The organism is Ruegeria sp. AP7, assembly GCF_056539905.1.
Genome location: NZ_JBQFVT010000002.1, coordinates 185,928 through 201,881, shown reverse-complemented (window position 1 = coordinate 201,881; position 15,954 = coordinate 185,928). Strand labels below are relative to the sequence as shown.

Here is a 15,954-nt window from a genome sequence, read left to right as displayed (position 1 = left end):
GCCCTCAAAGAGTCGAGTCCTTGAGGGCCAGATCGTCAGGGATTCAGAGCCCGGGCGCTTACTTCAACGCCCGCGCCAAAAAGGCCTGCGTGGTCTGGTGCGAGGGGTGGTCGAACACCGCTTCGGGCGGGCCTTCTTCGATGATCCGACCGCTGTCGAGGAAACAGATCTTATCGGCGGCCTCGCGGGCAAAGCCCATCTCATGCGTGGCCATCATCATCGTCATGCCCTGTTTTTTCAGCATCAGCAGAACATCCAGCACCTCGCCCACCAGTTGCGGGTCGAGGGCCGATGTGATCTCATCAAACAGCATGACCTCGGGCTGCATGGCCAGGGCGCGCACGATGGCGACGCGCTGCTGCTGACCGCCCGACAACTGGTCAGGATAATTATGCATCCGGTCGGCCAGTCCGAACCGGGCGAACAGCGCCTCGACCTCGGGGTGCAATTCGGCGCGCGTCAGCCCGCGCACCCGGCGCGGGGCAAGCATGACATTTTCCAGCGCGGTCATATGCGGAAACAGGTTGAAGCTTTGAAAAACGATCCCGATGCGGGCGCGAACCGATTGCGGGTTCAGACCGGGGATCGAGATATCCTCGCCATCCAGAAAGATTGCGCCGTCTTCGATGGGTTCCAGCAGGTTGATACAACGCAGCAGAGTCGACTTGCCCGACCCGGATGCGCCGATCAGGCAGACCATCTGGCCCTCATCCACGGTCAGATTGATACCATCACAGACTGTGCGGTCGCCAAAGCGTTTCACTACGCCCTGAAGTTCCAGTTTTGGCATCAGCGCCTCTCTCGCATTTGGCGGGCCATCAGGTGATCGGCATAGCGGGTGGCCGGAATGGTGACGATCAGGAAGATAATCGCGGCCCCCACATAAGGGGTGAAATTCGCCAGCAGTGATTTGAACACCCCGGCCTGACGGAAGATTTCGACCGGACCGATGAAGCTGAGCAGCGAGACATCCTTTTGCAGTGCAATCAGCATGTTCATCTGTGATGGCACCACGTTGCGGATGGCCTGCGGCAACACCACGTCGCGCATCACTTGCCGCTCTGACAGGCCCAGCGACAAAGCTGCGGCGCGCTGGCTGTGATGAACGCTGTCGATGCCGGAACGGAAGATTTCGGCCACATAGGCCGAATAGGTCAGGATCAGCGCCAGCGAGCCCCAGATGTAAGGCGAATTCCATGGACGCGGCAGGCCTAGCCCCGGAATACCGAAGCCGATCAGATAGACCGTCAGGATCACTGGCACGCCGCGGAAAATGTCGGTGAACGCCGCGCCAAAGATGCGCAGAGGAAACAGGGCGGGGGATTTGGCATCCCGCGCCAATGCGATCAGCAGCCCAAGCACCGCGATGGCCGGTGCGGACCACAAAAAGATCATCACGTTGATCCGAAATGCCTCAAGCAGTTTTGGGAAGGTTTTGACCAATGTCTCGCCGTTGAAAAAGCTCTGCTGAACCTTCGACCAGCCCGGCGCCAACGGCACCAGAAAGTAAATCGCGGCCACAACTGTGACCGTACTTATCGTGGCGATCACCAACGACCTGCGCCGTTGGTGCGCCTCGTACCGTTCGCGGCGGGTCATCCCCGCCGCCTTGTGATCTGCCATGTTACTTGATCAGAGGGACACCGGTGGTGTCCTGCAGCCATACGGCTTCGATCTCGGCTAATTTGCCGTTTGCTGCGAGTGCTGCCAGCGCCTCGTCCACGCAGGCTTTTAGCGGGTTGCCTTCTTCCATCAGCATGCCGAAATGATCGGGGTTGTCATTTTCATCCGCCGGGAACTGACCGATGACTTTCGAGCCTTCGATCATAACCGCGCTGAGGAACAGGGCGGTGGGCAGGTCGAACAGGGCCGCATCGATTTGGTTGGCCGACATGGCGGCGTTGACATCCGCATTGTCGCCATAAAGCAGCGGATCGCTGTCGGGTTGGATGATGCTGGCCAGTTTTGGAACCGCTGTGGTCGAGCCGACGGCCCCCCATTGCAGGCCTTTCAACGCTTCGAGCGTTGGGGCAGTTTCGGTTGAATTGGGGCTGACCAGAACCGCCATCGGGGCGGTGTAGTAAGGGGCAGAGAAATCAACCACCTGATCCCGTTCGGGCGTGATCGAATATTGCTGCATGTTGACGTCGAATTCCTTGGCGCCAGGCTGGATCGCCTCGTCGAAGGACGAGCGGACCCAAACGACATCATCAGCTGCGAACCCCATTTCTTCAGCCACGGCATAAGCAACGGCTGCCTCGAACCCCTCGCCACTTTCGGGCGCGTCATCAAGTACCCAAGGGTAATAGGCAGGGTTGCCTGTTGCGATGGTGAATTTGCCGTCTGTCAGTGTCTTGCCAGCGGCGCATTGGTCCTGCGCATATGCTGCCGTCGAGAGAAACAGAACTGTACTTGCCGCGATCGTGAGTGTCTTGGACATCCGAGTGAATCCTCCTGTTGGATCATTTTTCCGCTACGGTAGTTCTGCCGGTCGGGCCTGTCCAGCAGATGCGTAGCTATTGGGCTTCGACTGGATTCGATTTCTATCTTATTTCAGATGATCGAAAGCCCGCCTACACAGCAGCAACAAAATTTGGGAATGAGCTCCAAAGTGACTGCTGCAGTGTCGAGGCCGAATGTCAGTTTTGGCAAAACTGGTATCGACGATATCAGATGTTGATTGCCTCGCGGAGGTAGTTATGGACGAAAGATTTTGCCCTCTTGCATGCTAAAATAAGATCGTTCCACTGGATCAGGCCGCAGGCGATCGCCGTGGCCATTGCGCAGCCTGTGCCGCGCATCGTTGCTACTTCTAGCCTCGGTGCCGTCAGTATATTCTGCTCTGTAAGTGTGTACAGATGATCGTCGGAGGTTTCACCCGATGCATGGCCTCCCTTGATCAACACGGCCTGCGCTCCTTGGTACAAAAACCAATCTGCCTGCGCCGCGATCTGATCGTCGGTCTCCGCCACGGGATATCCTGAGAGCGCTGCCGCTTCGAGTAGGTTCGGGGTGACAAGCTGGGCCTGCGACAGCAACGTTCTGGGAAACTGCCCTGACATGAGCTGACGCCCCGAGCTGGATTTTAGCACCGGGTCCAGGACAATGGGGCACGATTGCCTTTGGATGGCGTTGTCAACCGCATCAGCAATTTCTTCATTGCCAAGCATGCCGATCTTGATGGCAGCAGGAGCGGTTGTGGCCAATGCGGCTTTGATCTGGCTGGCGATCATTTCCGTCGATATGAACTGGGTATTGAACACCATATCATCTGATTGAGCGGTCACCGCCGTGACAATGGGAAGGACCTGACATCCAAGTTTTTGGGCCACCCAGGCATCTCGGATCAGGCCTGCGCCCCCGCTACTGTCGGTTCCGCCGATTATCATGATCGGCTTCATTTACTGGCCCTCGCAGCCAACAAAGCGAGGTTGGTTTCACCCTGCGCCTGCAAGCCTTTTGCCGCCCGCCAAGCTCGTAATCCGCTTTGGCAGCACAAGACTACCCTTTGCCTTGAAAACGGAAACTGATTGCGCAATTCGGCTTCGGAAATGCGCTCAGCTTCTGGGCGGATTTTCTTAGGTGCTTCGTGATGGCTCCTCAGTTCAATGATCAGGTCAGAACATTGCAACATCGGTTCTGCGATGAAAGGGATTGCAGTTTCGGGTTCTGGGTTACCCAGAAAGCTGAACCCACCAAAATGCATTCCAGAAAGATCTGCTGTTATCATCTGCCCTAATGCTGGCTGTGCACCCAAAAGGACTTTGATCGCGATCTGTGCCTGCAATGCGCCGATGACGCCTACCACGGGCCCCAGCACACCTGCAGTTGCGCAGGTCGCTCCGGTTGCGGGCAATTCAGGGAACACGGCACGTAGAGACGGTGCGCCCCCGCAAAACCCGCCGACATATCCGGTTTGCCCCAGAACGCTTGCTGAGACGAGCGGCGTATCTTCAGCCAAACAGGCATCTGACAAGATATATGAGGCCGCGAAACTGTCCGCCGCGTCGATCACTAGATCCGCCTTGGCTGCGATCTCTGGTGCTCTAGTTGGGCCGATCGACTCTACATTTGCTGAAACTTCCACCTGTGGATTGAGCGCGCGCAGAGCATCGCGCGCGGCAAGTGCTTTAGGCTTGCCGATATCCGGCATGCCATAAAGTGGTTGGCGGTGCAGGTTGCTTTCTTCGACCTCATCCGGATCAAAGATCGAGATCTTCCCAATGCCTGCGCCCACCAGGTATTGCAGGACAGGGCAGCCTAACCCGCCAGCCCCGACGACCGCGACATGTGCTTTGCCCAATTTGGTCTGACCGGCCTCGCCGATTTCGGGCAACTGCATCTGGCGGGCATACCTGCTCATGTGTTGCACACCCGCAACCATTCGCGCGTGCGGGCTTCGGGGTCGGCGGACCTTTGAATGTCTGTCACCACGGCGGCACTATCCGCACCGGCGGCAAAAACACCGGGCGCACGCTCTGGGGTCAGCCCGCCAATTGCGACTAACGGGACGGTTCCGGCCCTTGTTTTCCATCGGGTCACACGGTCCAATCCCTGCGGCTTCCATTCCATTTTTTTCAGTAGAGTCGAATAGACCGGGCCAAGCGCCACATAGGCTGGATCGGAGGATAAGGCACGTTCAAGTTCGGCTCCGTCATGAGTGGAGATTCCAATACGCACGCCCGCACGACGAAGGGCTGCAAAATCGGCAGTGTCCATATCCTCCTGCCCTAGGTGGACAAAGTTACAATTGAGATCCAACGCCACCTGCCAGTAGTCATTCACCACAAGTTGGGCTTGATGGACGGCACAGATGTCGCGGGCTCGGGCGATCTGACGACGAACTTCGGGCTCTGGCATATCCTTGATGCGCAATTGCACAAGCTTCACACCCTGAGGCACCAACAGTTCCAACCGCCCCACATGGCCGGTGATCAGATAGAACCGTTCCATCACATCAACTCCGCGAGGCCGAGTACGGGAGTGGAAGGCACGGCCGCATCTCTCCGATCAATTGGATCAGAGATAAAACCCGCACGCCCGGCCTCGACCGCCAGGGCCATGGCTCGTGCCATGCCGACGGGATCACCCGCCTTGGCCACCGCGGTATTGAGCAGGATCGCATCCATACCCAATTCCATGGCCTGTACCGCATCAGAGGGCCGTCCGATTCCGGCATCGACGATCAGAGGAACATCCGGAAAATGCGCACGCATCGTCCGCAAAGCATCAGGCGTGCGCAACCCTTGGCCTGAACCGATGGGCGCTCCCCAAGGCATTAGGACTTCGCATCCCGCTTCCAGCAGCTTCTCACCCACAATCAGGTCATCCGTCATGTATGGGAAAACTTTGAAACCATCGGTAGTCAGAATACGTGCGGCTTCGACCAAGGCGAAGACATCCGGCTGAAGATTATCCGCGTGGCCAATCACCTCCAGCTTGATCCAATCGGTTGCAAAAAGTTCACGAGCCATTTGTGCGGTTGTCACGGCCTCTTGCACCGAATGGCACCCGGCAGTGTTGGGCAGGATGTGGGCACCCGTTGCGCGTAGCATGTCCCAGAACCCTGCACCTGTCCCATCCGCTGTTTCGCGACGCAGGCTGACAGTGACCACCTCGCAACCGCTGGCGCGGATCGCTTGGTGCAAAATCGCGGGTGACGGGTATTGCGCTGTGCCTAGAAACAAAGGCACTGAAACATCGACATCGTAGATTTTCATGTCAGCCCCCTTGCATCGGGGCCAGAACTTCCAGCCGGTCGCCTATGTTCAACACGGTTACGCTGCGCGCAGACGCCGGTACAAACTGGCCATTTAGCGCCGTTGCGATGGCGGGACTGATAAAGCCAAGCTCGACAAGCGCCGCGTCCAGCGTTTCGGCAGATACTTCATGCGTTTTGGCATTCACTATGATGTGCATGTTTCGTCTCCGGAATGAGATGTTGGACCACCCTTGCCGCCATTGCCGGGGCCAGAAGGAAGCCGTGACGATAAAGACCGTTCAGATGCAGAGTGTCGCCACACTGAACAAGGCGAGGAAGGTTGTCGGGAAAGGCCGGGCGTAACCCGCTACCGGTCTCTATGACGCTGGCTTCGGCGAAACCAGGGTGGATGGCAAATGCCGCAGCAAGTAGTTCGGAAAGCGAACGCAGGGTTACCGGACGCTCGGACGAGCTTTCGATCATTGTGCCGCCGATCATAAAGTGGTTGTCCCCACGCGGGACGAGGTAGAGCGGAATGCGCGGATGCAATAGGCGGATGGTTCGGCTGATCGTGACCTCCGGGCAATGCAGTATCGCCATCTCACCGCGCACTGGGCGCAGATCGGACAGAGCGGCTTGAATACCTGTGCAATCCAGATCGACATGCCCCGGTGCTTTGGTTCCAAGAAGGATCTCAACACCCAGAGCCTGCGCTGCCTCGGCCAGATCCCGCAGGGCGCGTCGCGGATCCAGGTGGGCCTCGGATTCATAAAACAACCCGTGCGAAAACCGGCCTGCTAAAGACGGTTCCAAGGCGCTGATGTCAGCGACGTCCATCTCACGATACCCGAAGGTGCGCCGGGCAAAGCGCGTCAACTCTGCCCTGTCGCGGGCCGGGGCGACCACCAACGTACCAAGACGGGTGACGGGTGTGATGTCCGCCCACCAATCAGCCGCCCCCGCACCAAGAGTGATTACTTCTTCCTCGGCATTTTCACGCTCGCACCACGGAGCCAACATGCCACCGGCGAACCGGGAAACGCTCCCATCTCCGATCTCAGTGCGGGCTTCGTACACGCGTACCCGGACCCCCGCCCGCGCAAGCTCCAAGGCTGAGGTGAGGCCGGCGAGACCGGCCCCCGCGATGGTAATCATTCGCTCGGTTCCTGGACGGGCATATAAAGATCGCCCCCCTCGCGGTATTTTGCAGCCATGGCCTCCATCCCCTCTCTTTGCGCTTCGGCACGGATGTCATGGGAAATCCGCATCGAGCAGAACTTAGGCCCGCACATGGAGCAGAAATGCGCTACTTTATGGGCCTGTTTGGGCAAGGTCTGGTCATGAAAATCGCGTGCAGTGTCAGGATCAAGCGACAGGTTGAACTGGTCCTCCCAGCGGAATTCGAACCGCGCCCGGCTTAGCGCATCATCGCGTCGCTGTGCGCCAGGCAGCCCTTTGGCCAGATCGGCGGCATGCGCGGCGATTTTGTATGTGATCACTCCAGTTTTGACGTCATCGCGGTCTGGTAGGCCCAGATGCTCTTTGGGCGTGACGTAGCATAGCATGGCGCAACCGAACCAACCGATCATCGCAGCGCCAATACCGCTCGTGATGTGATCATAACCCGGCGCGATATCGGTGGTAAGCGGCCCAAGCGTATAGAAAGGCGCTTCGTGGCAGCATTCCAACTGCTTATCCATGTTCTCCTTGATCTTGTGCATGGCCACATGGCCCGGCCCTTCGATCATCACCTGGCAGTCTTTGGCCCAGGCAATTTTCGTCAGCTCACCCAAGGTCTCTAGCTCAGCAAATTGCGCCTCATCATTGGCGTCGGCGATCGAGCCAGGGCGCAACCCGTCACCCAAGCTGAAGGCCACATCATACCGACTGCAGATGTCGCAAATCTCTTCGAAGTGTTCATAAAGAAACGACTCCTTGTGGTGATGCAGGCACCACTTGGCCATGATCGAGCCGCCGCGCGAGACAATGCCAGTCACACGGTTGACCGTCATGGGGACCATATGCAGGCGTACACCCGCGTGGATGGTGAAATAGTCCACGCCCTGTTCGGCCTGCTCGATCAGAGTATCGCGAAAGACTTCCCAGGTCAGATCCTCGGCAATACCGTTCACCTTTTCCAGCGCCTGATACATCGGGACAGTCCCGATCGGCACTGGGGAATTGCGAATGATCCATTCGCGGGTGTTATGGATGTTGCGCCCGGTTGAGAGATCCATAACCGTATCGGCACCCCAGCGGATGGCCCAGACCATCTTGTCGACCTCTTCCTCCATGCTGGAGGTCACGGCGGACGTTCCCATATTGGCATTCACCTTTACCAAAAAGTTTCGACCGATGATCATCGGTTCGGTTTCTGGGTGGTTGATATTGGCCGGGATGATCGCACGCCCTGCGGCAATTTCAGAGCGGACAAATTCAGGCGTCACATAGTCGGGGATATTGGCCCCAAAGTCGTTCCCGTCCCGATGGCAAGGTGACGTTTCGCGCAGCTGGTTTTCGCGGATCGCCGCAAACTCCATTTCTGGGGTGACGATCCCGGCCCGTGCATAGGCCAATTGAGTCGGAGCCAACCCATCCTTACCACGCAGCGGTCGTGTCTTGACTGGAAATTCAGGTGTCAGCTTGTCCTTGTGAACAAAGCCGTTATCGGCATCAGTGATCTCGCGCCCTTCATATTTTTCGACATCACCGCGCGCCTTGATCCATTCGGCGCGCACTGGTGCCAGACCCTGCCTAATGTCCGTCAGCACTCTCGGATCGGTGTAAGGGCCTGAACTGTCATAGACAGGCAGCGGAGCTTCACCGGCTGTCGGATGAGTCGAAATTTCGCGCATCGGTACGCGGATGTCGGAATGCAACTCGCCAGCGACGTAGATTTTGCGCGATGCGGGCATTTCATCGGTGGTGATTTTTGGGTTTGGTACGTTCACTTTGGCGCTCCTCAAGCTCAGGTCTCAAAAAGACACCAGAAGAGTTTGGGAGGAGGCAAAGGCAAAACGTGCCTTGTGTTCCGGTTGCGCAAGCCAGAATGGGCTGTGCGACCTTAGCTTCCTACGCCAGTGTCAACTGGGTCAGGTTCAAAGGGTCGCATCACCGGGTTCTCACCCAATCAGCCTCTCAGTCCCTTGGGCGGGACTCCCCTGCGTAGGTTTGCGATAGGATGGAACAGCCGGTTTGTAAAGTCTCAAGAAACAACCTTTCGCGCAATCGCGGTGAAAGCACACTTTGTCCGCATAGCGGGCAATCAGGCGGGTTGGTCTGACGACAGTTTCAGTTGGGATTGAAGCGCTCAATCAACACTACCGGAAACCGTATTGGCTAAATCGAGAATAGTGTCGATGCTCTACACCGACCCGAGCGGCCTTTACCCACGGAGATGTCCGAAAAAGAAACCCGCCAAAATTTGGCGGGTTTCGGTGCTCTAGTGGGTAGCTTGTATTGTAGGATCAGCCGAAGACACGCCCCAACGCGCCGTCTACGGCGTCTGTGATCTGGTCGATATCGTCCGCTGTTGCGATCAGCGCTGGCGAGAAGCACAGCGTGTTGTTGCGGCTGGGGATCGAACGGTTGGTAACACCGATGATAACACCCTGCGCCATACAGTCAGCCACGACGGCCTGTGCCTGCTTTTCGTCCACCGGCTCTTTGGAACCGCGATCCGCAACCAGTTCGGCACCCAGGAACAGGCCTTTGCCACGCACGTCGCCGATAACCTTGTGCTTTTCCATCAGTGCCTGCAGGTTGCCCATCATGCGATCACCCATGTCGATGCAGTTCTGCAGCAGGTTTTCGTCCTGAATAATGCGCATGTTCTCAACCGCCGCAGCCGGACCCGCGGTGCAGCCGCCAAAGGTCGAGATATCGCGGAAATAGCTCATCGGGTCTGACGCGTCGTCCTTGAACATGTCAAAGACTTCCTCGGTGGTTACCATGCAGGCAATCGCGGCATAACCCGAGGCAACGCCCTTGGCCATGGTCACGAAGTCAGGTTTGATGCCGTATTGCTGGTATCCGAACCAAGTGCCGGTCCGGCCAACGCCGCAGACAACCTCGTCAATGTGCAGCAGCACGTCGTATTTCTTGCAGATTTCCTGCACGCGGGGCCAATAGCCTTCGGGCGCTTCGATGACGCCACCGCCTGCGGTCACCGGCTCAAGGCACAGGGCGCCAACGGTGTCGGGGCCTTCGCGCAGGATGACCTCTTCGATCTGATCTGCGGCCCATTCGCCGAAGTTCTCGACCGGTGCGCCGTCCAACTCATGCTTGCGGTATTCCATGCAATGGGGAACGCGCACGAAATCGGGCGCGAAGGGGCCGTATTGCGCGGTGCGCTCGTCTTGACCGCCAGCCGACATGGTCGCCAGGGTCGAGCCGTGGTAGTCGCGGTCGCGATACAGGATTTTGGTTTTCTTGCCGCCATATTTCTTGTGCGCGATCTGGCGGATCATCTTGAACGCCTTCTCGTTCGCCTCGGAGCCCGAGTTGGTGTAGTACACGCGGCTCATGCCCGGCATCTTGTCGATCAGCTGTTCAGCAAAGATCGAACCGGGGATCGAACCCGCGGAATTGGCAAAATAGCACAGCTTCATCAGCTGGTTGTAAACCGCCTTGCAGATGGTTTCGCGGCCATAGCCCACGTTCACCGTCCAGACCCCGCCCGAGACGGCATCCAGATGCTCTTTGCCGTTCTGATCCCAGACGCGCATTCCCTTGCCTTCGACAATGATACGGGGATCGTTGGTCTCAAACGGCTTGTGCTGGATCAGGTGATGCCAGATGTGGGCGCGGTCGGCTTCGACTACGCGGGAAAGATCGTTTTCGTTGAACGTGCCGTCCATGACATGTCCTTTCAAAGTAAGGCGCGCGGGAATCAGTGAAAGCCCTGCGGGCGCAAAGTGACGTGATACTGCAGATCAACGCGAATGGTGCGCGTGAAGTAGGGCCAGATTAGCCCAGAGAATATCTCCAGTGTACCAGAATCGCGTATTAATACGGGTTTGTTCTGGCGTAAACTTTGTGCTCAATACGCCAATCTGTCGAGTTTGGGAGGATCGCCGGATGACAGCCACACCAATCTACCAGCAACATCTGGATAAAACCCCTGCGAATTTCGCGCCTTTGTCCCCGCTCAGCTATCTTGAGCGGACGGCGGCAGTGTATCCGGACTACCCATCCGTGGTGTATGGTGAGCGCCGGTATTCCTGGGCTGAAACCTATGCGCGGAGCCGAAGTCTGGCCAGCGCGCTGACTGCGCGTGGCGTGGGCGTGGGCGACACAGTGTCGATCATCGCGGCTAATATCCCTGAGTTGTATGAGGCGCATTTTGGCGTGCCCATGGCTGGTGCGGTGCTGAATGCGATCAACACACGGTTGGATGCACCGATCATCGCCTTCATTCTGAACCATGCCGAAGCCAAGGTTCTCCTGGTCGATCCCGAGTTTTCAGGCGTCGTGAAACAGGCGTTAGGGCAGGTGGATCACAACATTCTGGTGATCGACATCGAAGACGCCAGTTTTGACGGTGGCGAGCGATTGGGCGATTTGACCTATGAGGGGCTGCTGGCCGAGGGCGATCCGGAGTTCGATTGGTCTTTGCCCGCAGATGAATGGGATGCGATCACGCTGAACTATACCTCGGGCACCACAGGCAACCCCAAGGGTGTGGTCTATCACCACCGCGGCGCGGCGCTGAACGCGACGTCGAACATTCTGACTTGGGGCATGCCGCAGCATTCGGTCTATTTGTGGACGCTGCCGATGTTTCACTGCAACGGCTGGTGCTTCCCGTGGACCATGGCGGCCAATGCGGGCACGTCCGTTTGCCTGCGCGCCGTGCGGGATGAACCTATTTATCACGCGTTCCGGGAAGAGGGTGTAACCCATTTCTGCGGCGCGCCGATTGTGCTGAACATGCTGGCCAACGCGCCGGATAACCTCAAGGATTTCACGCAGCAGATTAAGGCGATGACCGCTGGCGCCCCACCGCCTGCCAAGGTGATCGAAGCGATGGAGGGGATGGGCGTTGAGGTTACCCATGTCTATGGCCTGACTGAGACCTATGGCCCGTCTGTTGTCTGCGCTTGGAAGGACGAGTGGAACGAGAAGGGCGCGGAAGAGCGCGCTGCGCTGAAGGTGCGTCAGGGGGTGAAATACGTGGCACTCTCGGGCCTGATGGTTGCTGACCCCGAGACGAGGGAGCCTGTGCCTTCGGATGGCGAAACCATGGGCGAGATCTTCATGCAGGGTAACATCGTGATGAAGGGCTATCTCAAGAACGCCGAGGCGACGGACAAGGCCTTCAAAGGCGGTTGGTTTGCTTCAGGCGATCTGGGCGTGATGCACCCGGACGGATATATCGCGCTGAAGGATCGGTCTAAGGATATCATCATCTCGGGCGGCGAGAATATCTCATCCGTTGAGGTCGAAGACACGCTTTATAAACACCCGGCCGTGATGGAAGCAGCGGTGGTGGCCCGCCCGGATGAGAAATGGGGTGAAACGCCGTGCGCATTTGTTGAATTGAAACCGCAGGCAGAGGCGAATGAGGCGGATATCATCACTTTCTGCCGGGATCATATGGCCCACTTCAAAGCGCCCAAGACGGTTGTTTTCGGGGCGTTGCCGAAAACGTCGACGGGGAAAATTCAGAAGTTCATCTTGCGCGACCGGGCGCGGGAGCTGGGTTAATCGAAGATCGACAGATCAAGTTCCAGCATCTCGCCCATCCAAATGGCGCGATCCCGGTGATCGGCCAAGTGATCGCCGGTTTCTGGATGGGTAAAGATGGTCAGCCCTTTCCGGTTCAGGATCAGCCAGGGAAAGACCTGATCAAAGGCTTCGGCGGGAAAGCCCAGCTGGCAACTCCAACGCGGATGAGGGCCAACGTTGCGCGCATGCATGCGGCCCATCTGCACGGCGGGAAACAGGCGCGCGGCTTCTTCGCACACTTGCTGTGCCGTGTCCTGTGTGTTGGCGTCGAAATAGACATGGGCGTGGTAGCCGGTGATCTCGGGCATGGGGGTCTCCGTCTGACGTTGTACAGAAACCTAAGGGTGGCGCGAGGATTTGTGCACCCACACTGCCAAACAGACCCTGTGCACCGGTTCAGAGCGGAGTGTGCAGATCGGGATGGGCTGCGGCAAAGGCGGAATGCTCTGCGCAAACGTCCTCGACTGCTGTCAGGCGTGGCATGTCGGATAGATCAACTTCCCACCGGCGCGCATTATAAAGCTGTGGGATCAGGCAGATATCGGCCAGACCGGGGGTGTCTCCGGTGCAGAACGGGGATTGATCAAAGCCGCTCAGCAGCGATTCAAACGCCAGCAAACCCGGTCGGATGAAGTGGCGCATCCAGTCGCCGGGCATGTCGCCAGCGCCATTGCTAAGCGCGGTGGCATGTTTGGCAACCGACAGGTTGCAGACCGGATGGATATCCACCGCGATGCTGTGCGCCAATGCCCGCGCCGCGGCTCGCTTGGCCGGATCGGTTGGCAGCAGGCCCAGGTCGCGGGTCTCATCCAGATAATCGATGATCGCCAGCGATTGGGTCAATCGAACCCCATCGATATCCAGCACCGGGACCAGACCCTGCGGGTTGCGTTCCAAATGATCCGAGGCGCGATGCGCCCCGTCCACCAGATCAACGATGACCGGGCGATAGGTGATCCCGGCTAAATTGAGCGCAATCCGCACCCGGTAACTGGCGGACGAGCGCCAGTAGTCAAACAGAACCACTTCGGACATATGTTGGTCAGCCTTTGCTTAGTTCCTTGGCATGCAGCCAGTCGGCATGCTGAGGGGCTCGTTTGGTGCGCGACCATTCTTCGAGCATATCCCATTTCACCGAATCCAGCCGGGCCAGCATGGCCTCTTCCTCGGGGTCGGGGCAAGCCAGTTCAACGCGGTGGCCGTTTGGGTCGAAGAAATAGATCGAGTGAAAGATCGAATGATCCGTGACACCCAGAACTTCGACCCCGTTGGCTTCGAGGTGGTCCTTGAACGCGATCAACTCATCGCGGTCCTTCACCTTGAAGGCGATGTGCTGCACCCAAATCGGCGTGTTGGGATCGCGCCCCATCTCCGGCTTGGTTGGCAGTTCAAAAAACGCCAGCACGTTTCCGTTTCCAGCATCCAGAAACAGGTGCATGTAAGGGTCGGGCTCGTGGGTCGAGGGCACATGGTCTTCGGCAATCGCCAGAATGAAGTCCATGTTCAGCATCTTGCCGTACCATTCCACCGTCTCTTTCGCATCCTTGCAGCGATAGGCGACGTGGTGAATTTGATCGATTTTCATGAGGCTTACTCCTGTTTCAGCGTTGCGGCCTCAAGCGCCTGCTTCAAGATTGCATTGTCGCCAATGTGGTTCGCCAGTACCAGCACGAGGCGTGCGTTGAACGCATCGCTTTCGGATTTCTCAAGCCCTTCATGGGCCGCCACCAAATCGGCATAGAATTCGTCGGCCTGGGTCAGGTTGGGTGAGAGGATCAGATCGGCCATGTCGCTTACTCCTTGCCTGTGGCGCGGCGCACCGCGTGCCGGAATGCGTTTTCTTCGTAAGTGTCGCGGCGGGCGGCCACGTGCTGATCGGGACGGATCAGGTAGACTGCTCCGGTCGCATCGCCCAGATAGCGGCGCTTCAGCGTCAGGGTCGGGTCGTCTTTGACCGAGAGTGCCAGGCGTTTGACGGTGATCCCATCGACCTCGATCTCATCCGGCGCATCGGCGTCGATGGTCAACAGCGTGAACTGTCCAGCCAGTTTAGGCAGCAGAAAGTCATCACCCAAAGGCGCATCGGGACAGGACGCTCCGGGGCGCGTCTGCGATGGTCCGTTCAATGCGTCCGCCGAATTCAGTGGCGAGCCGTCATAGACGCAAGGCACGCTGAGCCGACCTGAATTCACCATCGGTCGGGCAAAATCATAATGTTCACTCAGGTCCAATACCGCATCGCGCAGGATGCGGGACATCTGCGATTTCGGGGTGATGAAATCGGTCGAGCGGGTCGAGTTCAGGATATTCTCGTCCGCGCCGTGAATGCGTTCCTGATCGTAGCTGTCCAGCAGCGACTCTGGCGCTTTGCCGTCAATCACCAGTTTCAGCTTCCAGCACAGGTTGTCGGTGTCCTGAACGCCAGAGTTTGCACCCCGTGCACCAAACGGGCTGACCTGATGCGCGCTGTCGCCTGCAAAGATCACTCGGCCGTGGCGGAATTGCTCCATCCGGCGGCACTGGAAGGTGTAGATGCTGACCCATTCCAGTTGGAAATTGACGTCCTCACCCAGCATGGCCTTGAGGCGCGGGATTACGTTTTCCGGGCGCTTTTCGCGCTCTTTGTCGATATCCCAACCCAGTTGCAGATCAATGCGCCAGACGCCATCGGGTTGCTTGTGCAGCAGCGCCGATTGGCCTTTGTTGAAGGGCGGATCGAACCAGAACCAGCGTTCCGAGGGGAAATCGGCCTCCATGATCACATCGGCGATCAGGAAGTTGTCCTCGAACACGCGGCCCACGAAATCCTTGCCCATCATGGCGCGCATAGGTGAGCCCGCGCCGTCGCAGGCGATCACCCAATCCGCCTCGATGGTGTACGAACCCTCGGGCGTTTCGACCTCAAGCTTGACGTGATCAGGGTGGGTTCCGACTGCTTCAACCTTGTTGCGGCCGCGGATTTCGATCGGAGCGCCCTGCGCCTGCAATTCGCGCACGCGGTCGACCAGAAACTGCTCGAAATAGTATTGCTGCAGGTTGATGAAGGCCGGGCGCTGATCGCCGCTGTCGGGCTGCAGGTCGAACTCATAGACCTGACGTTCGTCGAAGAACACTTTGCCCTTATTCCAAAGAACACCCTTGTCCACCATCGGCTGTCCGCAGCCCAGACGGTCGAGGATTTCCAGCGGGCGTTTGGCAAAGCAAATGGCGCGGCTGCCGAAGCTGACTTTGTCATTGTCGTCCAGCACCAGCACCTCGACGCCTTGCTGGGCCAGATCAATGGCGGCGGCCAGACCCACTGGACCGGCCCCGACAACGATGACCTTGTGGCGCACGGGCGCGGGCGCGGATTGGTCCGGGCTGGCCTCGTAAGCATAAAGTGGAACTTCAAAGATCTTGTTCACTCTCTCTCTCCCATTTCTGGCGCATCGGGCGCACCGCATCTGTTCTCCGGCACAGTTGCGCCGGAGGTCTCGCGTTAGAGTTTCACCGTCAAATCCGGGCTGCCACGATCTGGATCAAAT

17 protein-coding genes and 1 riboswitch are annotated in these 15,954 nt (G+C 58.1%); of the genes, 1 reads left to right on the top strand and 16 read right to left on the bottom strand.

Features of this window, described 5'->3' with window-relative positions:
• Positions 1-58: 58 nt before the first annotated feature.
• The 11 genes from ACR0KN_RS05895 to ACR0KN_RS05845 form a co-directional block, all read right to left on the bottom strand.
• Positions 59-790 (bottom strand): amino acid ABC transporter ATP-binding protein, encoded by a 732-nt coding sequence (locus ACR0KN_RS05895; RefSeq protein WP_480652088.1) that lies wholly within the window; start codon positions 788-790, stop codon positions 59-61.
• Positions 790-1,623 (bottom strand): amino acid ABC transporter permease, encoded by an 834-nt coding sequence (locus ACR0KN_RS05890; RefSeq protein WP_010437538.1) that lies wholly within the window; start codon positions 1,621-1,623, stop codon positions 790-792. Before ACR0KN_RS05890 ends, ACR0KN_RS05895 begins: the two co-directional genes overlap by 1 nt.
• 1 nt (position 1,624) lies before the next feature.
• On the bottom strand, positions 1,625-2,440 hold the full coding sequence (locus tag ACR0KN_RS05885; protein ID WP_319546412.1) for an ABC transporter substrate-binding protein: 816 nt from the start codon (positions 2,438-2,440) through the stop codon (positions 1,625-1,627).
• A 229-nt stretch (positions 2,441-2,669) separates the two neighbouring features.
• Positions 2,670-3,389 carry a bifunctional hydroxymethylpyrimidine kinase/phosphomethylpyrimidine kinase gene (gene thiD / locus ACR0KN_RS05880; RefSeq protein ID WP_480652415.1) on the bottom strand — a complete coding sequence of 240 codons (720 nt, stop codon included), beginning with the start codon at positions 3,387-3,389 and terminating at the stop codon, positions 2,670-2,672.
• A gap of 8 nt (positions 3,390-3,397) precedes the next feature.
• Entirely contained in the window at positions 3,398-4,363 is a 966-nt protein-coding gene (locus ACR0KN_RS05875) for a ThiF family adenylyltransferase (RefSeq protein ID WP_480652085.1), read from the bottom strand.
• Entirely contained in the window at positions 4,360-4,953 is a 594-nt protein-coding gene (locus tag ACR0KN_RS05870; protein ID WP_480652083.1) for a thiamine phosphate synthase, read from the bottom strand. The genes ACR0KN_RS05875 and ACR0KN_RS05870 overlap by 4 nt, the downstream gene beginning before the upstream one ends.
• Positions 4,953-5,720 carry a thiazole synthase gene (locus ACR0KN_RS05865; RefSeq protein ID WP_480652081.1) on the bottom strand — a complete coding sequence of 256 codons (768 nt, stop codon included), beginning with the start codon at positions 5,718-5,720 and terminating at the stop codon, positions 4,953-4,955. The genes ACR0KN_RS05870 and ACR0KN_RS05865 overlap by 1 nt, the downstream gene beginning before the upstream one ends.
• Position 5,721: 1 nt before the next feature.
• Complete coding sequence (thiS, locus tag ACR0KN_RS05860; RefSeq protein ID WP_480652079.1) at positions 5,722-5,919, bottom strand: sulfur carrier protein ThiS; 198 nt, start codon at positions 5,917-5,919, stop codon at positions 5,722-5,724.
• A complete protein-coding gene (locus tag ACR0KN_RS05855) occupies positions 5,888-6,856 on the bottom strand; it encodes an FAD-dependent oxidoreductase (RefSeq protein ID WP_480652077.1) in 969 nt (322 codons plus the stop codon). Before ACR0KN_RS05855 ends, thiS begins: the two co-directional genes overlap by 32 nt.
• Positions 6,853-8,652 (bottom strand): phosphomethylpyrimidine synthase ThiC, encoded by a 1,800-nt coding sequence (thiC, locus tag ACR0KN_RS05850; protein WP_480652075.1) that lies wholly within the window; start codon positions 8,650-8,652, stop codon positions 6,853-6,855. The genes ACR0KN_RS05855 and thiC overlap by 4 nt, the downstream gene beginning before the upstream one ends.
• Positions 8,653-8,753: 101 nt before the next feature.
• Positions 8,754-8,874, bottom strand: a riboswitch (TPP riboswitch).
• 294 nt (positions 8,875-9,168) lie between these two features.
• Positions 9,169-10,560: an aminotransferase family protein gene (locus tag ACR0KN_RS05845; protein ID WP_480652073.1), complete on the bottom strand. Its 1,392-nt coding sequence runs from the start codon at positions 10,558-10,560 to the stop codon at positions 9,169-9,171.
• Positions 10,561-10,780: 220 nt separating this feature from the next.
• Between ACR0KN_RS05845 and ACR0KN_RS05840 the strand changes: the two genes are divergently transcribed.
• Complete coding sequence (locus ACR0KN_RS05840) at positions 10,781-12,409, top strand: acyl-CoA synthetase (protein ID WP_480652071.1); 1,629 nt, start codon at positions 10,781-10,783, stop codon at positions 12,407-12,409.
• Here the strand turns inward: ACR0KN_RS05840 and ACR0KN_RS05835 are convergent.
• From ACR0KN_RS05835 to ACR0KN_RS05815, 5 genes are all read right to left on the bottom strand, one after another.
• Complete coding sequence (locus tag ACR0KN_RS05835) at positions 12,406-12,738, bottom strand: DOPA 4,5-dioxygenase family protein (RefSeq protein WP_170475707.1); 333 nt, start codon at positions 12,736-12,738, stop codon at positions 12,406-12,408. The genes ACR0KN_RS05840 and ACR0KN_RS05835 overlap by 4 nt on opposite strands.
• Positions 12,739-12,826: 88 nt before the next feature.
• Positions 12,827-13,465, bottom strand: a complete 639-nt coding sequence (maiA, locus tag ACR0KN_RS05830; protein WP_480652069.1) for a maleylacetoacetate isomerase — start codon at positions 13,463-13,465, stop codon at positions 12,827-12,829.
• A 7-nt stretch (positions 13,466-13,472) separates the two neighbouring features.
• Positions 13,473-14,015: a VOC family protein gene (locus ACR0KN_RS05825; RefSeq protein ID WP_010437557.1), complete on the bottom strand. Its 543-nt coding sequence runs from the start codon at positions 14,013-14,015 to the stop codon at positions 13,473-13,475.
• Positions 14,016-14,020: 5 nt separating this feature from the next.
• Positions 14,021-14,218: a DUF2783 domain-containing protein gene (locus ACR0KN_RS05820; RefSeq protein WP_480652067.1), complete on the bottom strand. Its 198-nt coding sequence runs from the start codon at positions 14,216-14,218 to the stop codon at positions 14,021-14,023.
• Between the two features lie 5 nt (positions 14,219-14,223).
• The gene (locus ACR0KN_RS05815; RefSeq protein WP_480652065.1) at positions 14,224-15,834 is read right to left on the bottom strand and encodes an FAD-dependent oxidoreductase; all 1,611 of its coding nucleotides are present in this window, start codon (positions 15,832-15,834) and stop codon (positions 14,224-14,226) included.
• Positions 15,835-15,954 lie beyond the last annotated feature (120 nt).

Excerpts from the sequence above, each read along its gene's own strand:
- ACR0KN_RS05895 (WP_480652088.1), bottom strand. The coding sequence starts at position 790 with ATGCCAAAACTGGAACTTCAGGGCGTAGTGAAACGCTTTGGCGACCGC.
- ACR0KN_RS05890 (WP_010437538.1), bottom strand. The coding sequence starts at position 1,623 with ATGGCAGATCACAAGGCGGCGGGGATGACCCGCCGCGAACGGTACGAG.
- ACR0KN_RS05885 (WP_319546412.1), bottom strand. The coding sequence starts at position 2,440 with ATGTCCAAGACACTCACGATCGCGGCAAGTACAGTTCTGTTTCTCTCG.
- thiD (WP_480652415.1), bottom strand. The coding sequence starts at position 3,389 with ATGATAATCGGCGGAACCGACAGTAGCGGGGGCGCAGGCCTGATCCGA.
- ACR0KN_RS05875 (WP_480652085.1), bottom strand. The coding sequence starts at position 4,363 with ATGAGCAGGTATGCCCGCCAGATGCAGTTGCCCGAAATCGGCGAGGCC.
- ACR0KN_RS05870 (WP_480652083.1), bottom strand. The coding sequence starts at position 4,953 with ATGGAACGGTTCTATCTGATCACCGGCCATGTGGGGCGGTTGGAACTG.
- ACR0KN_RS05865 (WP_480652081.1), bottom strand. The coding sequence starts at position 5,720 with ATGAAAATCTACGATGTCGATGTTTCAGTGCCTTTGTTTCTAGGCACA.
- thiS (WP_480652079.1), bottom strand. The coding sequence starts at position 5,919 with ATGCACATCATAGTGAATGCCAAAACGCATGAAGTATCTGCCGAAACG.
- ACR0KN_RS05855 (WP_480652077.1), bottom strand. The coding sequence starts at position 6,856 with ATGATTACCATCGCGGGGGCCGGTCTCGCCGGCCTCACCTCAGCCTTG.
- ACR0KN_RS05845 (WP_480652073.1), bottom strand. The coding sequence starts at position 10,560 with ATGGACGGCACGTTCAACGAAAACGATCTTTCCCGCGTAGTCGAAGCC.
- ACR0KN_RS05840 (WP_480652071.1), top strand. The coding sequence starts at position 10,781 with ATGACAGCCACACCAATCTACCAGCAACATCTGGATAAAACCCCTGCG.
- ACR0KN_RS05835 (WP_170475707.1), bottom strand. The coding sequence starts at position 12,738 with ATGCCCGAGATCACCGGCTACCACGCCCATGTCTATTTCGACGCCAAC.
- maiA (WP_480652069.1), bottom strand. The coding sequence starts at position 13,465 with ATGTCCGAAGTGGTTCTGTTTGACTACTGGCGCTCGTCCGCCAGTTAC.
- ACR0KN_RS05825 (WP_010437557.1), bottom strand. The coding sequence starts at position 14,015 with ATGAAAATCGATCAAATTCACCACGTCGCCTATCGCTGCAAGGATGCG.
- ACR0KN_RS05820 (WP_480652067.1), bottom strand. The coding sequence starts at position 14,218 with ATGGCCGATCTGATCCTCTCACCCAACCTGACCCAGGCCGACGAATTC.